Here is a 14818-nt window from a genome sequence, read left to right as displayed (position 1 = left end):
CCCACACTGGCCTTATGTCGCCCTTTAATCTGTATCTGGTGATCCCATGTTACTCATCGCTTTCCTGGGCGGCATATTGACCGTCCTCAGCCCGTGCATCCTGCCGGTCGTGCCGTTCCTGTTCGCTGGAACCGACCGCACACGCTCCTCGATCCTGCTCACCCTCGGCGGCATGGTCCTGACCTTTGCACTGGTTTCCAGCCTGGCGGTGGTCAGCAGCGAGTGGGTGATTCAGGCCAGCAACACCGGCCGCCACGTAGCGCTGGCGGTGATGGTGCTGTTCGCCCTGTCGCTGATCTCCGCCCGGGTCGGCGACTGGCTGGCCCGTCCCTTCGTGCTGCTGGGCAATCGCATCGACCCGGACTCGCGCAAGATGTCCGGGCCGCTGGCTTCGATCATGATCGGTGTCGCCACCGGGTTGCTCTGGGCGCCCTGCGCCGGGCCGATCCTCGGGGTGATTCTGACCAGCGCCATGCTGCAAGGCGCGAACGCCGGCACCAGCCTGTTGTTGGTGGCCTATGGCGCGGGTAGTGCGCTGTCCCTGGGCACCTTGATCTTTGCCGGTCGCGGCCTGGTCAATCGCCTGAAGCCGTCGATTCCGGTCACCGGCTGGTTGCGTCGCGGCGCCGGGGTTGCGGTGCTGGCCGGTGCGGCGGTGATCGCAACGGGGGCCAATGACGTGCTGCTGGCCAACACCTCGTCCGAAGGTGTCAGCAGTGTCGAGAAAGGCGTGCTGGAAACCGTGCCGAAAGTCGTCGATTACCTGGTCAGCAAGGTCAAGGCCGACAGCACCATGGACAATGCCCAGGGCGCGATGCCTTCGCTGTCCGGCGCAGTGGACTGGCTCAACTCGCCTGCACTGACCAACGAAGCCCTGAAAGGCAAAGTGGTGCTGGTGGATTTCTGGACCTTCGACTGCATCAACTGCAGGCACACCCTGCCGTACGTGAAGGACTGGGCGAAGAAATATGAAAAGGACGGCCTGGTGGTGATCGGCGTGCACACGCCCGAATACGGCTTTGAGCGCATCATCGACAACGTCAAGGCCAAGGTGAAGGAGTATGGCATCACCTACCCGGTGGCGATCGACAACAACTACGCGATCTGGCGCAACTTCGACAACCAGTACTGGCCGGCGCACTACCTGATCGATGCCAAGGGTCAGGTGCGTTACAGCCACTTCGGTGAAGGCAGCTACGACACTCAGGAAAAAATGATTCAGCAGTTGCTGGAGGAGGCCAAGGCCAGCGCGCCAGCGGCCTGACCCGCTCGATCAATGGCTCACAGGTCTTGCCTCGTGGGCCATGTCCTTTTTCTCCTGACCGCGCCGCCATGCCGCCGGCGGCGCACCAAACTCGCGACGGAAGGCCCGGCTGAAGGCGGTATCGGTCTGGTAGCCGACTTCTTCGGCGATCCGCGTCAAGGAGCTGTTGCTGCTGCGTAACAGATTGGCGGCGAGCAACATGCGCCATTGCGTCAGGTACTGCATCGGCGACATCCCCACCAGTTGCTGGAAGCGTTCGGCCAACACCGATCTTGAAGTGCTGGCGGTGCGTGCCAGTTCGTCCAGCGTCCAGGCGTAGCAGGGTTTTTTGTGCAAGGCGTTGAGGGCGGCGCCGACGATGCGGTCACGTACGCCGGCCAGCCAGCCGGTGCGACCTTCGCCCTGTTCGTTCATGTACAGGCGCAGCACTTCGATGAACAGTACTTCGGCGAGTTTGGCCAATACCCCTTCGCCGCCGGGGCGGGGCGAGCGGGCTTCGGCGAGGGCATAGCGCACCGAAGACTCCAGCCAGACACCGGCGCTCGAACCGCGCACATTGACCCGCACCACGGCCGGCAAGCCCTTGAGCAACATGCCCGCCAGCCGCGTGTCGCACGCCAGGTAGCCGCACACCAGGCGGGTGACTGCGCCACCGCCGCCATAACTCAACTGCCGGGGCCGGCGCGCCAGCACCGCATCCAGCCGCGCACCCGTGGCCGGGGGCAATCCCGGTCGGGAGCACATGCGATGGGCATCGCCCTGGGGGAAGATCACCACGTCGCCCGCGCTCAGCAGCAGCGGCGGGTCATCACCCAGTTCCACGTAGCACTCGCCCTCGGTGATCAGGTGAAAGATCACCACCCGTTCCGCATCGGGCTCCAGAAAAGGCGCCGCCGTGTCGGCACTGGGCGACTGGTAGCACCAGGGCGCGGTGAACCGGGCGTTGATGAAGATCGCGCCGACCAGGTGCACGACACGCAGGGTCTGTGACAGGGCGTCCATTGGGGTTTCCCGTGCAAGGATTCCTGATTGTGAACGCCTCGGCGTGCAACGTGGAATCTCCGGACGATCGGGCAGGGTTGGGCGACGATCGGACAGGACGCCAGCGCCCGTCGGGACGATAGTGAGTTCACAGGGTCTGTACCGGCCCTGCCACCCACAACAAGAAAAGAGAGGTTGCCATGCCGAAGTTCGTCATTGAACGTGAGATCCAGGGCGCCGGAGCTCTGTCGGAAAGGGATTTGAAAGCCGCTTCGCAAAAGTCCTGCCGGGCGTTGCGTGAGTTGCCAGAGGTGCAGTGGCTGCAGAGTTATGTCACCGGTGACAAGCTCTACTGCGTGTATATCTCGCCGAGCGAGGCGCAGATCCAGGAGCACGCCAGAATCAGCGGTTTTCCCGCCAACCGCATTTCCCAGGTCATGAACATCATCGATCCGACGACGGCGGAGTAACCGCGGTCAGGCCCGATTCGTGTTTCGAACCAGAGACTGTCTTCATGAGTACACCCATTGATCTGACTGCCTTGAAAAACCGCCAGATGGCCTCCTGGGCCAGCGGCGACTACGCCGTGATCGGCACCACCCTGCAAATTGTCGGCGAGCAGCTGGCCGAAGCCTGCGACCTGTTGTGCGATGAGCGCGTGCTCGACGTTGCCGCCGGCAACGGCAATGCGACCCTCGCGGCGGCGCGCCGTGGTTGCCAGGTGACGTCCACCGACTATGTCGCGGCCTTGCTCGAGCGCGGCGAAGAGCGGGCCCGGGCAGAACGCCTGAACGTCGCCTTCCAGGTCGCCGATGCCGAAGCCTTGCCGTTTGCCGATGCGAGTTACGACGCCGTACTGTCGACCTTCGGCGTGATGTTCACGCCGGACCAGCCCAAGGCCGCTGCGGAGCTGGCGCGGGTCTGTCGCCCGGGTGGGCGGATCGGCCTGGCCAACTGGACGCCGGAAGGCTTCGTCGGCCAGATGTTCAAGACCCTGGGCCAGCACCTGCCACCTCCACCGGGCGCGAGTCCGCCGTCGCGCTGGGGCACCGAAGCCTGGTTGCACGAGCATTTTGACGAGCGCGAATTTCTGCTCCAGGTGACGCGTCGCACGTTCAATTTCCGCTATCGCTCGGCGGCGCATTTCATCGACACCTTCCGCAACTGGTACGGGCCGATGCACAAGGCCTTCGCCGCGCTGCCCGCCGACGGCGCCAAGGCCCTGGAGACGGACCTGACCGAACTGATCAACCGGATGAACCGGGCGGGTGACAAGTCGCTGGTGGTGCCGAGTGAATACCTGGAAGTGGTGATTACGCGGCGTTGAGTTGACCCAAGTCCAATGTGGGAGCGGGCTTGCTCGCGAAAGCGGTGTGTCAGCCACAGCATCTTCGACTGAAAGACCGCTTTCGCGAGCAAGCCCGCTCCCACAGGGATTGTGTGCTGGTCATGGCATCTAGATCACTTCGGCACCCCGCGCCGCCAGCAACTCGCGCAACACCGACCGGTGACAATGCGCTTCATCCTCGCAATAACAGCCCACGGCCAGTGAAGTCTGGTGGGACAGCGCGGCCAGCAGGTCAAGCATCTGACTGGCGGCGGGCTGGTTCATCTCGGTCTTGAACTTGCGCCGGAACACCTCCCAGGCCTTGGCATCCTGCGCAGCCTTGGCCTCGGCCACCAACTGCGTACTGGGCGACAGCAGCGGCTGCCACACATCATAAAAATCCCGACTGGCGAATTCGGCTTTCGGTACGCCACGGGGAGGGCGGCGCACTGTGCCCAAGCGCAACCCTTCATCGGGACGACGGGGTGATCCGAGTTGAACGATATGGACCGGCATGGCTACTTGAGCCGCGATTCGTCGATCCACTCCAGCGCCGTACGCCAGAAGCAGATGCCCAGGAAATACGCCGACATCAGCAGCCACAGCCCCATCACCAACGGGTTGATCAGCGGATGGTTGAGCACCAGCGACAAGCTGCACAGCAACCAGATGGCCGTCACCGCAATGTTGATCGGCATGAACCGGCGCACCCGGAACGGGTGCAGGAATTTCATCCGGGTCACGGTCAGCAGGGCCAGGCCTATGACGGTAAGGAAGGTGATCCACGGCGACGGGGCGATGATGTACAGGCACAGGGCAACCACGTTCCAGGCGGCGGGGAAGCCCTGGAAATAGTTGTCCTTGCTCTTCATGTTGACGTTGCAGAAGCAGAACAGCGACGACACCAGAATCAGCGACACGCTAAGCAGCAAGGTGTAGTCCGGCAAGGGGATGTAGCGATAGATGAACAGTGCCGGGATAAACACATACGTCAGGTAATCGATCACCAGGTCGAGGATCGAGCCATCGAAGCTCGGCAACACCGACTGCACGTTGACCTTGCGCGCCAGCGCGCCGTCCAGTCCGTCGACGATCAGGGCAACGCCCAGCCACAGCAGGCAATGGGTCGGCTGGTTATCCAGCAATGACAGGGTGGCGAGGAAGGCGGTGACTACGCCGGTGGCAGTGAAACCATGGGCGCCCCATGCTTTGAGTCTGGCGATGTGCAGGGTTGAGATCATGGGGGCGTTCTCCAGTGAATGAAGCAAGCCAGTTGTCACCCCGCGAACGGGGGCGGTGGCAAAGCGGGTCGGGTTGCAGGTATCGACCGGGGATCCGGGAATAAGGTTCACCACCTATGAATCTTAGCTGCCCGGCAAAAAAACACCCCGGACAAATCCCGGGTAGCGCGGGCGTGTCAGCCCAACGGTGCTGGCACATTCGTCTGCGAGGTCTATCGTTGCCTGACTGGATAAAACCCTTCCCAAGAGGACAAGCGTCATGAACACCAGCGATCTGCTCGAACAGTTATTGCGCGCCGGCCAGGGTTCGATGGCGCAACAGGGCGGCGGTGGCGCCTCGGCCCAGGGCGGGCTCGGCGACCTCGGTGGATTGCTGGGCGGGTTGATGGGCGGCGGCACCGGTGCGGGTAGCGGTGGCGCAGGGTTGGGCGGTTTGCTCGGTGGCTTGCTTGGCGGCGGCTCGCCGATGGGCGGTGCAGCGCAAAGCCGGTCCGGCGGCGCTACCAATTACGCGGCGCTGGCGTCCCTCGGCATGATGGCGTTCCAGGCGTACCAGACCTGGCAGCGCAGTCAGGCGTCGGCACCGCAAGAGGCGCCACGGACCGTGGACTTGCTGGCCGGCCCGGAAGCCGAAGAACACAGCCATGCGATCCTGCGGGCATTGATTGCCGCGGCCAAGGCCGATGGCCGGATCGATGACGCCGAGAAGCAGATGATCAGCGCTGAAATCGGGCGTCATACCGACGATCCGCAATTGCAGCAATGGCTGGACGATGAGGTCGCCAAGCCACTGGACGCCAGTGAAGTGGCACAGTCGGCCACCGACCCGGGCATGGCTTCTGAGATGTACCTGGCCAGCGTGATGCTGGTGGACGATCAGCAGGACGCCGAGCGCAACTATCTGGATGAACTGGCCGCGGCATTGCAGATCGATCCGCAGTTGCAATTGCACCTGGAGCAGCAGGCCCGGGGGACGGCCTGACGGGTGCATCTGCCCTTGGCAAAAGATCCAGTGTGGGAGCGAGCCTGCTCGCGAAGAGGCAATCACTGCCGGGAAGCATCGGAGGGGGGAATGGCTCGTAGCGGACTCCCTGTGGCGAGGGAACCTGCTCCCTCGCCACAAGAGCGTGTTACTTGAGGAACGCCTGGAAGTCGGCACCCATTTTGTCGATCGCCGCCTTGAAGTCCTTGGCGGTAACCTTCTGGCTCTCGTTCTCCAGGGCGGTGCCAAATACCTTGCGCACTACTTTGGCCACGGTCTGGTTGCTCTTGGCGTCGATGAATTCGGCTTCGATGAACAGGATGGTTTCCTGGTCACGGTGACCGGTGGCTGCCTGCGTTGCCCCGACAACGGCCGCGATGGGGACCACTTCATACCACTTCATGCCTTCGTTTTCGGCGCTCACCCCGGTGATCGCCGCACGCATGATCAGTGACCGGGAACCCGCCGGTGCAGCGGAGGTGTCGGACACTACACGGTACTTCTGACCCAGCGTGGCCTTGGCCTTGCTGGTCATGTAGTTCTGAATGTCGGCGAGGGTCTGCTGGTTGACCCGCTCATTGGGTTTTGGGGCCGGGTACAGCTCCAACTTGTTGAACACCACGGTGTCATAAGCGTTCGGGTTCCACGAAGGGCTGACCCAGCGCATCGCGGTTCCACCGCTCGGCGTCTGGACTTCCTGCAGGTTGTTGTAGTTGGACAGGAAACCTGAGTATTGCGCCTTTTCAGTCACTTTCGAGGTGCAACCGCCTAGCAACAGGCTTGCCAGCGCAGCGCCGACCAGCAGTTTTCGGGACAGATTCATAGTGGTGTTTACTCCTTGGATGAAATCGTCGTTCTTTCGTTTGCAGTGCATCAGAATCGCCAGGTCATGTTCCCGGTCAAGGCTTGAATCCAGGCATTGTCAAATTGACCGGAGATTTGATTGCCCGATGGGGACTTGGTCTGCTCGACCGGCATATCACCCAGCCAGACCATTGCCCAACTGACGTTGACATCGGTGTCCTTGTTCAGAGCATAGGTGGCTCCTGTCGCAATGCGCCAGGATTCGTTCATCGGCACGATCACGCTACGGTTGCCGTCCGAGACGGCACTGCTGTCATAGGCCACGCCGAAGTTCCACAACAGCTGTTCGGTGGCCTGGTATTGCGCGCCAAGGGAGAGGTGCCAGGTGTCCTTGAAACCGGCGTCGATCGTTTTCGATTGCGCGCCGAATGCAGTGGTGTCGACCTGTACCCCGATATCGCCGAACTCGGACCAGTCCTGCCAGTTGGCGGAGGCCAGCAGGGCCCATTGCCGGTCCAGCTGCTGGAACAGGCTCAGGGTCACGGTCTGCGGCACCTTGATGTCCAGTTCGGTATCGGTGTTGTTGACGCGCTCGAGCAGGCGGCCGTCGCCCTTGACGTCCAATCGGTCCTTGAAGTCCAGGTCGACCTGGCTGGTGTAGGTCAGGCCAATGCGCGTGCCGGGTTGTGGGGCGTAGATCACTCCGACGTTGGCGCCATAACCCCAGGCGTTGTCCTTGTATTTGAACTGGCTGTCGGTGCGGTCGGTGAAGCCGAAGGGGGAGCGGTCGATCGCCGTTTGTGCCTTCAGCATGCCATACATGGCCTTGAGACCCAGGCCTACCGACCATTGCTCGTTGAAGCGGTAAGACACGCTCGGTACAAGGGACAAGCCGAGCAGGCTGGATTCCTGCGCGAAATAACGGCCGGACCAGTCGTTGTCGTATTTGACCGCCAGGCCGAAGTCGCCGTACTGGCCGAAGCCGACGCTCCAGTGCTCGTCCAGTTCATGGCTGATGAAGAAGCTGCCACCGGGAATCGGATCGAGGGCATTGCCGCTGCCGCTGCCCGAAACGTTGGTGCCGGAATCGCGGTCGAAACTCAAATCGCCGTACAGGACCTGCAAGCCGGCTGTGATCTGCGTGCCGGGGAGGTAGCTCATGCCCGCCGGGTTGCTGGCGATGGTCGAGGGGCCTTGGGCGCGGGCGGCGGCGCCGGCGTTGGCGAGGCCGGCGTTATCGGTGCCGATTTCGTAAAGCATGATGCCGCCGGCCCAGGCCTGTTGACAGCACAGGGCGAGAAGCGCGCAAGCAGGCCGGGCAAGTGTTCTCGTCGGCATGTACTTACCTCGTCAAATGTCCATTTTGAGTTCGGGGGTGAACTGTACCGGCCACCCCTGAATTTGGCTGTTTACCTGACATCAGGATGGTCGATGAAGCGGTACTTGAACCCATTGCTGCGGATTGCATCCGGGACACTCTCTCCAAAGTAGAAGATTTCATGCCGGTTCGACGGACTTTTTCCCGTGATCATTGGCGTTCGACCATAGCTATCCCAGTGAACTTTGAGCGTAGGTTTGAATTGCGAAATATCCAGTAATGAGTAGTCAGAAAGCATTGATTCAGGCGCATTTAGCCGAAAATATGCTCCGCCAAGGACACCGGCCAGATCAGGGCGGCGAGCGGTGCCCGCCGCCCTGATCGTCATCACCGGGCCGCAGTGGCGGCCAGCAATGGTGCCATTTGCTCATCGGTCAATGCGGCGTGCACGTCCATGCTCATCAGGTCGTTCCACTCCAGCACCCATTTTTGAATCTGTACCAGGTCGCTCGCCTCGGCAATGCCGAAGCCGGCCGAACTCCCTACGGCGTGCCAGCGTCCGTGCATGGTGACGCCTGCGGGCGGTGCGCCACCGGTCTTGAGAAAACGCGCGATGGCGGCATCTCGGTTGTCCGGGCTGATTGTCCAACTGACGATGAATAACATAGGCCACCTCCTGTTGCGGATCGGCACCGGTTTTCATGCGCGCACCTGGCTGGCGCCGGGGCCGTGGCCGCGCGGGGTTTACAGGTCCGTCCTGGCTGGCTTGCGGCAGAATCTCCCATGGAAGGCATAGCAGCGCCTCGCGATTCATGTACGACCGCTGATCCTGTTCAGGTGGTTGTTCGAGGGGGAGGGCAGTGGCTTGTTTCACCAGCGAAACATGGGCAGCGGTCGCAGCGGCGAGTGGATGAATTGCCGGAACGAACGCTTGATCAGCATCGAGTGAAAACCATGGTCGGGAAAAGTCGACTGCACGGTCTTGATGAAGCTTCGGGGCAAGCCGAAACGGACCAGGCCCAGGGAGACATCCACCAGATCGGCCTGGCGGAAGGGTTCGACGCTGTCGGCATGAGCGCCCTGATACCGACGCACCTTGTGATGCTCGAGGATCAAGGCACTGACTTCTTCCTTCAGTTCCGGCCGATGTTGGTCGTCGAGGTATTCAGTGGCCAGGGCAATGGATGGCGGCAGGTAGTCGAGGGTGTCATCGGTCCAGATGCCCAGGTCATGAAACGCCGCCGCGATTTGTATGGCAAGCGGGGGCAGGCTTTCGGCACCACTGAGGGCGCTATGGAAATTCAGTACCCGGTAAATATGGTTGCGGTAGCCCTGCAGGTCGGCACCGATGGCCAGGGCGAACGAGGTGAGAATCTCGTCGGTGCAAGGGAATTCGAGAAAAGGTTTCATCAGGCATCACGCAACAGGTCGTTGGCATTGAGCAGTTCGTAGGCAATCTCCGGGCGTTTCTCCATGGCACGGCGAATGGCTGCGGGAATACTGGCGCGGGTCTTGCGGCACAGCCCCGGCAGTTCGCCAATCTGGATGCCGATGCCGCGCATGGTGCGCACTTCATTGAAGCCGGGGGCGATGTCCACGCGGATCCCCAGCTGTTCGAACATGCGTTGTTGCACGTGCTCCAGATCGCTCAGGCTCTGCAGGTTCTCCAGGCGTTCGATCAGGCGTTTTTCTTCGTTGCGGGTCAGAAACAGAATGCGCACATCCGCCCCTGGTGTTTCCAGCAGCGGATCACGCCCGCAGTCGCAGGCACCGGGCGGGCAGGGTTGGCGAATCGGAGCGCAGGTGGTCATGGGATTCAATCATAGAGCGCCGTGATCGAATTTGCCCATAGGGATTTTGAGGGGCAGCAAAGCAATGTGGGAGCGGGCTTGCTCGCGAAGGCGTGGTGTCAATCGACAGTTGTGCCGACTGACACCACGCCTTCGCGAGCAAGCCCGCTCCCACAGGGGTTGCGATGAACCTGCCTGAATTATTTCAATACCAGCATCCGGTAAACGCCGTCCTCGACTTCGATCCCGTGGGTGTCATGGGTGAAGCCCGGGAAGGATGTGTCGAACGCCTCCAGTGCCTTGAGATACGCCAGCAACGGACCGTCCGCAGGCCCTGCGTTCTCACCTGGCATGAGCAGCGGGATGCCTGGTGGATACGGCACGATACCGGTGGCGGCAAGGCGCCCGGCCGCTTCTTTGAGGGTGACCAGTTCGATTTCGTTGCGCACCAGTTTTTCGTACGCCTCCACCGGGCTGAACTCGGCTTTTGGCAGGGTGCCGAAGGCCTGGGACATGTTGGCGGTGGTCTTGTGTTTCTTCATGGCGGCGAAGATTTCGTTGGCCAGATCCTTCAGGCCCATGCCGGCATAGCGTTGCTGGTGGGCGTTGTACAGGTCGGGCAGGCACAGCTCGAGCTCGGCGTTGTCATCGTAATCACGCTTGAAGTCGAGCAGGGCGTTGAGCAGCGTGCCCCACTTGCCTTTGGTGATGCCGATCGAGAACAGGAACAGGATGGTGAAGTCGGTGGTTTTCTCGACCACGATCCCCTGGCGGCCCAGGTACGCCGTGACCACGCAAGCGGGGATGCCGGAGTCGAGCAGGGTGCCGTCATCGCCCATGCCCGGGCTGAGTACCGAGACCTTGATCGGGTCGAGCATGCAGTAACCGTCTTCGATGTCACCGAAACCGTGCCATACCGCGTTCGGGTGCAGGACCCAGCAGTTCGGGTCGGTTTTAAGCTGTACCGGGTCGACCTCATGGAACGGCACGGTCGCTGCGCCCACCTGTACGGTCGGTGGTTGCCAGCAAGTGAAGAACCAGTTGTCCTTGCTCAGCATCTCGTTGTGCATGCGCGAGAGCACCTGGCGGAAACTGATGGCTTCTTCGATCGATTCGCTGGTGAGGATCTGCCCGCTCGGTGCTTCCATCATCGCCGAGCTGACGTCGCAGGACGCCATGATCGCGTAGTTCGGCGAGGTCGAGGCGTGCATCATGTACGACTCGTTGAAGCGTGCATGTTCGATCGGGTTGCGGCCGTCGCGCACGTGGATCATCGAGGCCTGGGACAGGGCGGCCAGCAACTTGTGGGTCGACTGGGTGGCGAACACGGTCGGCTTGGACTTGTCGTGATCGCCAGGGTCGCCGTGCATGGCATGGCGTCCGCTGTACAGCGGGTTGAAGCGCGCATAACCGTACCAGGCTTCGTCGAAGTGCAGACGGTCAACGCTTTCGCCCAGCAACTCTTCGACGCGGGTGACGTTGTAGGTCAGGCCGTCGTAGGTGGAGTTGGTGACAATGGCGTGCACCGGCGTCGGGTCGATGCCTGTCTTGACCAACGGGTTGCTGGCGATGGCGGCTTTCACGCCTTCTGCACTCAGGGTCTGCGGCAGGATCGGGCCGATGATGCCGTAGCGGTTGCGGGTCGGCACCAGGTAGGTCGGAATCGCCCCGGACAGGGTCATCGCATGTTCGGCGGACTTGTGGCAATTGCGGTCGCACAGGGCGATCTGGTTGCGCGTGACGCTGGCCATGAGGATGACGCGGTTGGACATCGACGAACCGTTGGTCACGTAGTACGTGCGGTGCGCGCCGAAGACCTTGGCCGCATAGCGTTCGCCCTGGCCGATAGGGCCACTGTGATCGAGTAGCGAGCCCAGTTCGCCGACCGAGATCGACAGGTCGGAGCGCAGCAGGTTCTCGCCGAAGAACTCGTAGAAGGCACGTCCCGCAGTGCTCTTGAGAAACGCTGTACCACCGGCATGACCGGGGGTGTGCCAGGAGTATTCATAGGTACGGGCGAACTTCACCAGTGCGCCGAACATCGGCGGCAGGGCGGCCTGACGGTAACGTTCGATAGCGGCCAGGATACGCCCGCTGAGGAAGCGCGAAGTGTCTTCGGGCAGCCAGATGAAGTCGTCGGCATGTTGCATCACCAGCAGCGGAATGCTCGAGGCGGTGGTGCGGTCACTGATCAGGAACACCGGCACACGTGTGTTGCGTTCGCGCAGTTTGACCAGCAGTTTGATGCAGTCGGCGTGGCCTTCGCTCGCGTCCATTTCCCATCGGATGAGCACGCATTGAACGGCAGGGTCCGAGCGCAGGATCGAGGCGGCATCACTGAGGCTTTCCGAGGCCAGGACACTGACGCCACGTCCCTCTACGTCGTGAACCAGTTGATCCAGGGCACGGCCAAACACTGTTCGCTTGTCCGGCGGACTGCTGACCAGTAGCGCCAGCATTCCCAGCGAGTGTTTATATTCCGTCATGATTGAACCTCCAGAGTGGCATTAGTCAGGTTGTTCACCGGCACTGGCTCGGCAGTGAGGTGCTGCGCACTGACGGTTTGCGTCGGTACGCTGTTGTTGAGAGCTTCGAGGCGGATCAGGCGGTTGTTGACGAACCCGAACAGGGTGTAGCCAAAGATGGTGGCCACGCCGCCCAGCATCAGCGCCTGCTCACCGGAGCTGTACAGCGCCAGATAGCTGTAGGCTGCCGCGACCAGGGCGATGACGTTGGTGGCCAGCGCCTTGCCTTCCGGTACGTTGGAGACCTTCTGCATGGTCATCAGCGCGGCCATGGACAGGATGTAAGGCACCAGGTTGGTGACCACGGCGAGGTTGACGAGGGTGTCGAACTGCTTGCTCAGGTCGGGACTGATGGTGAGCAGGGCCAGCGCGGTCTGCGCGGTGAGCAATACCATCATGCCGACAATCGGCGTTCCCGCCTTGTTGGCCTTGGCGAAGATCGACAGGAAGTAACCGGTGTCTGCCGAGCTTTTGTACACCTGGGCGATGGTGAACTGCCAACCCAGCAGCGAACCGATGCAGGCGAGCACCATTGCCGCCATCACGATGTCACCGACCATCGGGGTAAACATCTTGGCGAACACCAGGCCGAAAGGTGCGGTGGACGCGACCAGCTCTGCGTTGCCGACGATACCGAAGATGACGTTGGTGGAAACGATGTAGATCACCGCCGCACCCAGGGTGCCGCCCAGTACGGCTATCGGTACGTTGCGCTCGGGGTTTTCCACCGCGTCGGTGTTGGCGCAAGCCGATTCCAGGCCGAGGAAGGCCCACAGGGTGATCGCCACCGAGGCGCCTGCCGCTTCGAACCAGCTCTTGTCGTGGGGGTTCCAGCCGGCGGCGTAGACGCTGCTGTCAAACCAGAACCAGCCGACCGTGGATACCAGCACCACCGGTGCGATCACACCCCAGACTGTCACCGCGCCGATCCGGCCGGTAATGCTGGCGCCGCCAAAGTTGGCGAAGGTGGTGATCCATAACAAGGCGATGGTCGCCAGGCCTACTTGCAGGGAATCAAGTTTTATCCCGAACAACACCTGGATATAACCCACGGCAGTAATACTGATCGCCACGTTGGCAATCAACAGTGAGAGGCCGTAGGTGTAGTTGGTGATGTAGTTACCCGCTTTACCGAAGGTGTACTCGGCATAGCCGCCCATGCCACCGGTCTTGCGGCTGAGCATCCCGCATCGCGCAAAGGCGTAGGCCAGAGCGAGGGAGCCGGTGGCCGTCACCAGCCAGGAGAGAATCGAAATTGCACCGACTTCCGCGAGTTTCGTCGGTAGTAGCACAATGCCTGAGCCCAACATGTTGACCGCGGTCAACATTGTCAGTTGCCCCACACTCATTTTCTTTGCGACTGACATTCCGTTGCCTCACTTAGTTGGCGATTGAGAGTCTTAGCTATAGCAAAGGTTTGAAAACTCGCAAGAAATGACCTCAGCCATTTCGGTTTTTGCACTAAATCGCAAAAAAGGCAGGATGCTGGCCCCCAAGTTTAAAAATCCTCAGCAAAATTAGTTCATTTTCAACCGGTTAAATAGGTCAAGATGCGCAAGACATGGATCGCATTAATCCCGCTAGTTGTTGCGGGCATAGCCAGTTCGGCTCACGCCAAAGAGCTGGCCAGCAATGATCAGTACGTGTGCAGCTGGGGCGCTGGCACCGCTGCAAGGGCTCAGGAGCTCAAGCTTTCAGGTGTTTCCCTGTACGCCGCGCGCCAGAAAATACAGGTCTACAAGTTTGCCAAAACATGGATGCGCATGATGGCACTTGGCATTACAGAACAAACTTATGACAGTCCGTCGCGATTGAAACCGACGGCCGTACGGCAGAGCTTTTATGAAGACTGCGTCAGGTACAAGTTGGCGCGTAAGTAAAAAGAACAAGCGGGCGTCGGTCGGATCGACCACGCTGTGGGGCTGTGACGTCTATATTGATTGACCATCCCAACGACCGGATGGGGTGTTGAAACCGGTTCCTTACAACTCAATCAGGAGGTCACCATGAACCAGATCGATAAAGTGTTGTACACCGCCAAAACCCACACCACCGGGGGGCGCGACGGCGCTTCCCGCAGTTCTGACGGAATTCTTGACGTGAAGCTGTCGTCTCCGGGAGCGGGTGGCGGCGGAACCAATCCGGAGCAACTGTTCTCTGCCGGTTGGTCAGCCTGTTTTATCGGCGCGATGCAGGTGGCGGCCAGGGAAATGAAAGTGGCGCTGCCCAAGGATGTGGCCGTGGATGCCGAAGTCGACCTGGGCACCAACGAAGGCGGCTATCTGTTGCAGGCGCGGCTCAATGTCAGCCTGCCGGGGCTGGATCGCGAAACCGCGCAGAAAATCGTCGACACCGGGCACCAGTACTGCCCGTACTCGAAAGCCACGCGCAACAACATCAACGTTGTGCTCAAGCTGGTTTGAGTTGACGTGAACAGGTCTTGGCGAACGACATGGGTTGTCGCCAAGGCCTGAAATGCCCGCTGCCAACATTAGGCCATGTTTCGGATATTCCTTGTGGGAGCGAGCCTGCTCGCGAAGGCGGCCTGACGGAGTACATATCCGTTTCTGCGGTAACGGCGACTTA

The 14818-nt window shown here is 61.1% G+C and carries 16 protein-coding genes; 6 read left to right on the top strand and 10 right to left on the bottom strand.

The genetic code is table 11. The annotated features are described in order from the left end of the window. Positions 1 to 46 precede the first annotated feature (46 nt). Positions 47 to 1264: a cytochrome c biogenesis protein DipZ gene (locus ACLD1X_RS23445; protein WP_429371718.1), complete on the top strand. Its 1218-nt coding sequence runs from the start codon at positions 47 to 49 to the stop codon at positions 1262 to 1264. Between the two features lie 9 nt (positions 1265 to 1273). On the opposite strand, the gene ACLD1X_RS23440 is transcribed toward ACLD1X_RS23445, so the two are convergent. After that, complete coding sequence (locus tag ACLD1X_RS23440) at positions 1274 to 2266, bottom strand: AraC family transcriptional regulator (RefSeq protein WP_429371716.1); 993 nt, start codon at positions 2264 to 2266, stop codon at positions 1274 to 1276. Positions 2267 to 2445: 179 nt separating this feature from the next. Between ACLD1X_RS23440 and ACLD1X_RS23435 the strand changes: the two genes are divergently transcribed. Next, positions 2446 to 2715: a DUF4242 domain-containing protein gene (locus ACLD1X_RS23435; RefSeq protein WP_007995963.1), complete on the top strand. Its 270-nt coding sequence runs from the start codon at positions 2446 to 2448 to the stop codon at positions 2713 to 2715. 44 nt (positions 2716 to 2759) lie between these two features. Next, positions 2760 to 3572: a class I SAM-dependent methyltransferase gene (locus tag ACLD1X_RS23430; RefSeq protein WP_429371714.1), complete on the top strand. Its 813-nt coding sequence runs from the start codon at positions 2760 to 2762 to the stop codon at positions 3570 to 3572. A gap of 129 nt (positions 3573 to 3701) precedes the next feature. Here ACLD1X_RS23430 and ACLD1X_RS23425 read toward each other — a convergent pair whose 3' ends face one another. After that, positions 3702 to 4088 (bottom strand): DUF488 domain-containing protein, encoded by a 387-nt coding sequence (locus tag ACLD1X_RS23425; protein WP_429371712.1) that lies wholly within the window; start codon positions 4086 to 4088, stop codon positions 3702 to 3704. 2 nt (positions 4089 to 4090) lie between these two features. Continuing rightward, positions 4091 to 4813, bottom strand: a complete 723-nt coding sequence (gene pcsA / locus ACLD1X_RS23420; RefSeq protein ID WP_429371710.1) for a phosphatidylcholine synthase — start codon at positions 4811 to 4813, stop codon at positions 4091 to 4093. 259 nt (positions 4814 to 5072) lie between these two features. Between pcsA and ACLD1X_RS23415 the strand changes: the two genes are divergently transcribed. Then, positions 5073 to 5795 carry a tellurite resistance TerB family protein gene (locus ACLD1X_RS23415; RefSeq protein WP_429371708.1) on the top strand — a complete coding sequence of 241 codons (723 nt, stop codon included), beginning with the start codon at positions 5073 to 5075 and terminating at the stop codon, positions 5793 to 5795. Positions 5796 to 5943: 148 nt separating this feature from the next. Here the strand turns inward: ACLD1X_RS23415 and ACLD1X_RS23410 are convergent, their stop codons facing one another. From ACLD1X_RS23410 to potE, 7 genes are all read right to left on the bottom strand, one after another. Next, a complete protein-coding gene (locus ACLD1X_RS23410) occupies positions 5944 to 6618 on the bottom strand; it encodes a DUF3313 domain-containing protein (RefSeq protein WP_429371706.1) in 675 nt (224 codons plus the stop codon). 50 nt (positions 6619 to 6668) lie between these two features. Then, positions 6669 to 7937, bottom strand: coding sequence for an OmpP1/FadL family transporter (locus tag ACLD1X_RS23405; protein ID WP_429371704.1), 1269 nt, complete (start codon positions 7935 to 7937; stop codon positions 6669 to 6671). 367 nt (positions 7938 to 8304) lie between these two features. Further along, positions 8305 to 8583 (bottom strand): DUF3303 domain-containing protein, encoded by a 279-nt coding sequence (locus tag ACLD1X_RS23400; protein WP_429371702.1) that lies wholly within the window; start codon positions 8581 to 8583, stop codon positions 8305 to 8307. A gap of 204 nt (positions 8584 to 8787) precedes the next feature. Next, entirely contained in the window at positions 8788 to 9327 is a 540-nt protein-coding gene (locus tag ACLD1X_RS23395; RefSeq protein WP_429371700.1) for a phosphohydrolase, read from the bottom strand. Then, positions 9327 to 9728 (bottom strand): hypothetical protein, encoded by a 402-nt coding sequence (locus ACLD1X_RS23390; RefSeq protein ID WP_429371698.1) that lies wholly within the window; start codon positions 9726 to 9728, stop codon positions 9327 to 9329. Before ACLD1X_RS23390 ends, ACLD1X_RS23395 begins: the two co-directional genes overlap by 1 nt. 179 nt (positions 9729 to 9907) lie before the next feature. Beyond that, positions 9908 to 12193 carry an Orn/Lys/Arg decarboxylase N-terminal domain-containing protein gene (locus ACLD1X_RS23385; RefSeq protein WP_429371696.1) on the bottom strand — a complete coding sequence of 762 codons (2286 nt, stop codon included), beginning with the start codon at positions 12191 to 12193 and terminating at the stop codon, positions 9908 to 9910. Continuing rightward, positions 12190 to 13599, bottom strand: coding sequence for a putrescine-ornithine antiporter (potE, locus tag ACLD1X_RS23380; RefSeq protein WP_429371694.1), 1410 nt, complete (start codon positions 13597 to 13599; stop codon positions 12190 to 12192). Before potE ends, ACLD1X_RS23385 begins: the two co-directional genes overlap by 4 nt. Before the next feature lie 183 nt (positions 13600 to 13782). Between potE and ACLD1X_RS23375 the strand changes: the two genes are divergently transcribed. Both ACLD1X_RS23375 and ACLD1X_RS23370 read left to right on the top strand, forming a co-directional pair. Beyond that, a complete protein-coding gene (locus tag ACLD1X_RS23375; RefSeq protein WP_429371692.1) occupies positions 13783 to 14112 on the top strand; it encodes a hypothetical protein in 330 nt (109 codons plus the stop codon). Positions 14113 to 14238: 126 nt separating this feature from the next. Then, positions 14239 to 14655, top strand: coding sequence for an organic hydroperoxide resistance protein (locus ACLD1X_RS23370; protein WP_007991821.1), 417 nt, complete (start codon positions 14239 to 14241; stop codon positions 14653 to 14655). The last annotated feature ends 163 nt before the right edge of the window (positions 14656 to 14818 follow it).

It is taken from the genome of Pseudomonas sp. 18173 (assembly GCF_050432945.1).
In the GTDB taxonomy this organism is placed as follows: domain Bacteria; phylum Pseudomonadota; class Gammaproteobacteria; order Pseudomonadales; family Pseudomonadaceae; genus Aquipseudomonas.
The sequence above is the reverse complement of the archived record's forward strand: the minus strand, read 5'-3'. Positions and strand labels throughout refer to the sequence as shown.

Bases quoted from the DNA above. Each gene is read 5' to 3' on its own strand.
- ACLD1X_RS23430 (WP_429371714.1), top strand. From the start codon at position 2,760: ATGAGTACACCCATTGATCTGACTGCCTTGAAAAACCGCCAGATGGCC.
- ACLD1X_RS23415 (WP_429371708.1), top strand. From the start codon at position 5,073: ATGAACACCAGCGATCTGCTCGAACAGTTATTGCGCGCCGGCCAGGGT.
- ACLD1X_RS23370 (WP_007991821.1), top strand. From the start codon at position 14,239: ATGAACCAGATCGATAAAGTGTTGTACACCGCCAAAACCCACACCACC.
- ACLD1X_RS23385 (WP_429371696.1), bottom strand. From the start codon at position 12,193: ATGACGGAATATAAACACTCGCTGGGAATGCTGGCGCTACTGGTCAGC.
- ACLD1X_RS23405 (WP_429371704.1), bottom strand. From the start codon at position 7,937: ATGCCGACGAGAACACTTGCCCGGCCTGCTTGCGCGCTTCTCGCCCTG.
- ACLD1X_RS23440 (WP_429371716.1), bottom strand. From the start codon at position 2,266: ATGGACGCCCTGTCACAGACCCTGCGTGTCGTGCACCTGGTCGGCGCG.
- ACLD1X_RS23390 (WP_429371698.1), bottom strand. From the start codon at position 9,728: ATGACCACCTGCGCTCCGATTCGCCAACCCTGCCCGCCCGGTGCCTGC.
- ACLD1X_RS23395 (WP_429371700.1), bottom strand. From the start codon at position 9,327: ATGAAACCTTTTCTCGAATTCCCTTGCACCGACGAGATTCTCACCTCG.
- ACLD1X_RS23375 (WP_429371692.1), top strand. From the start codon at position 13,783: ATGCGCAAGACATGGATCGCATTAATCCCGCTAGTTGTTGCGGGCATA.
- ACLD1X_RS23400 (WP_429371702.1), bottom strand. From the start codon at position 8,583: ATGTTATTCATCGTCAGTTGGACAATCAGCCCGGACAACCGAGATGCC.
- ACLD1X_RS23445 (WP_429371718.1), top strand. From the start codon at position 47: ATGTTACTCATCGCTTTCCTGGGCGGCATATTGACCGTCCTCAGCCCG.
- pcsA (WP_429371710.1), bottom strand. From the start codon at position 4,813: ATGATCTCAACCCTGCACATCGCCAGACTCAAAGCATGGGGCGCCCAT.
- potE (WP_429371694.1), bottom strand. From the start codon at position 13,599: ATGTCAGTCGCAAAGAAAATGAGTGTGGGGCAACTGACAATGTTGACC.
- ACLD1X_RS23425 (WP_429371712.1), bottom strand. From the start codon at position 4,088: ATGCCGGTCCATATCGTTCAACTCGGATCACCCCGTCGTCCCGATGAA.
- ACLD1X_RS23410 (WP_429371706.1), bottom strand. From the start codon at position 6,618: ATGAATCTGTCCCGAAAACTGCTGGTCGGCGCTGCGCTGGCAAGCCTG.
- ACLD1X_RS23435 (WP_007995963.1), top strand. From the start codon at position 2,446: ATGCCGAAGTTCGTCATTGAACGTGAGATCCAGGGCGCCGGAGCTCTG.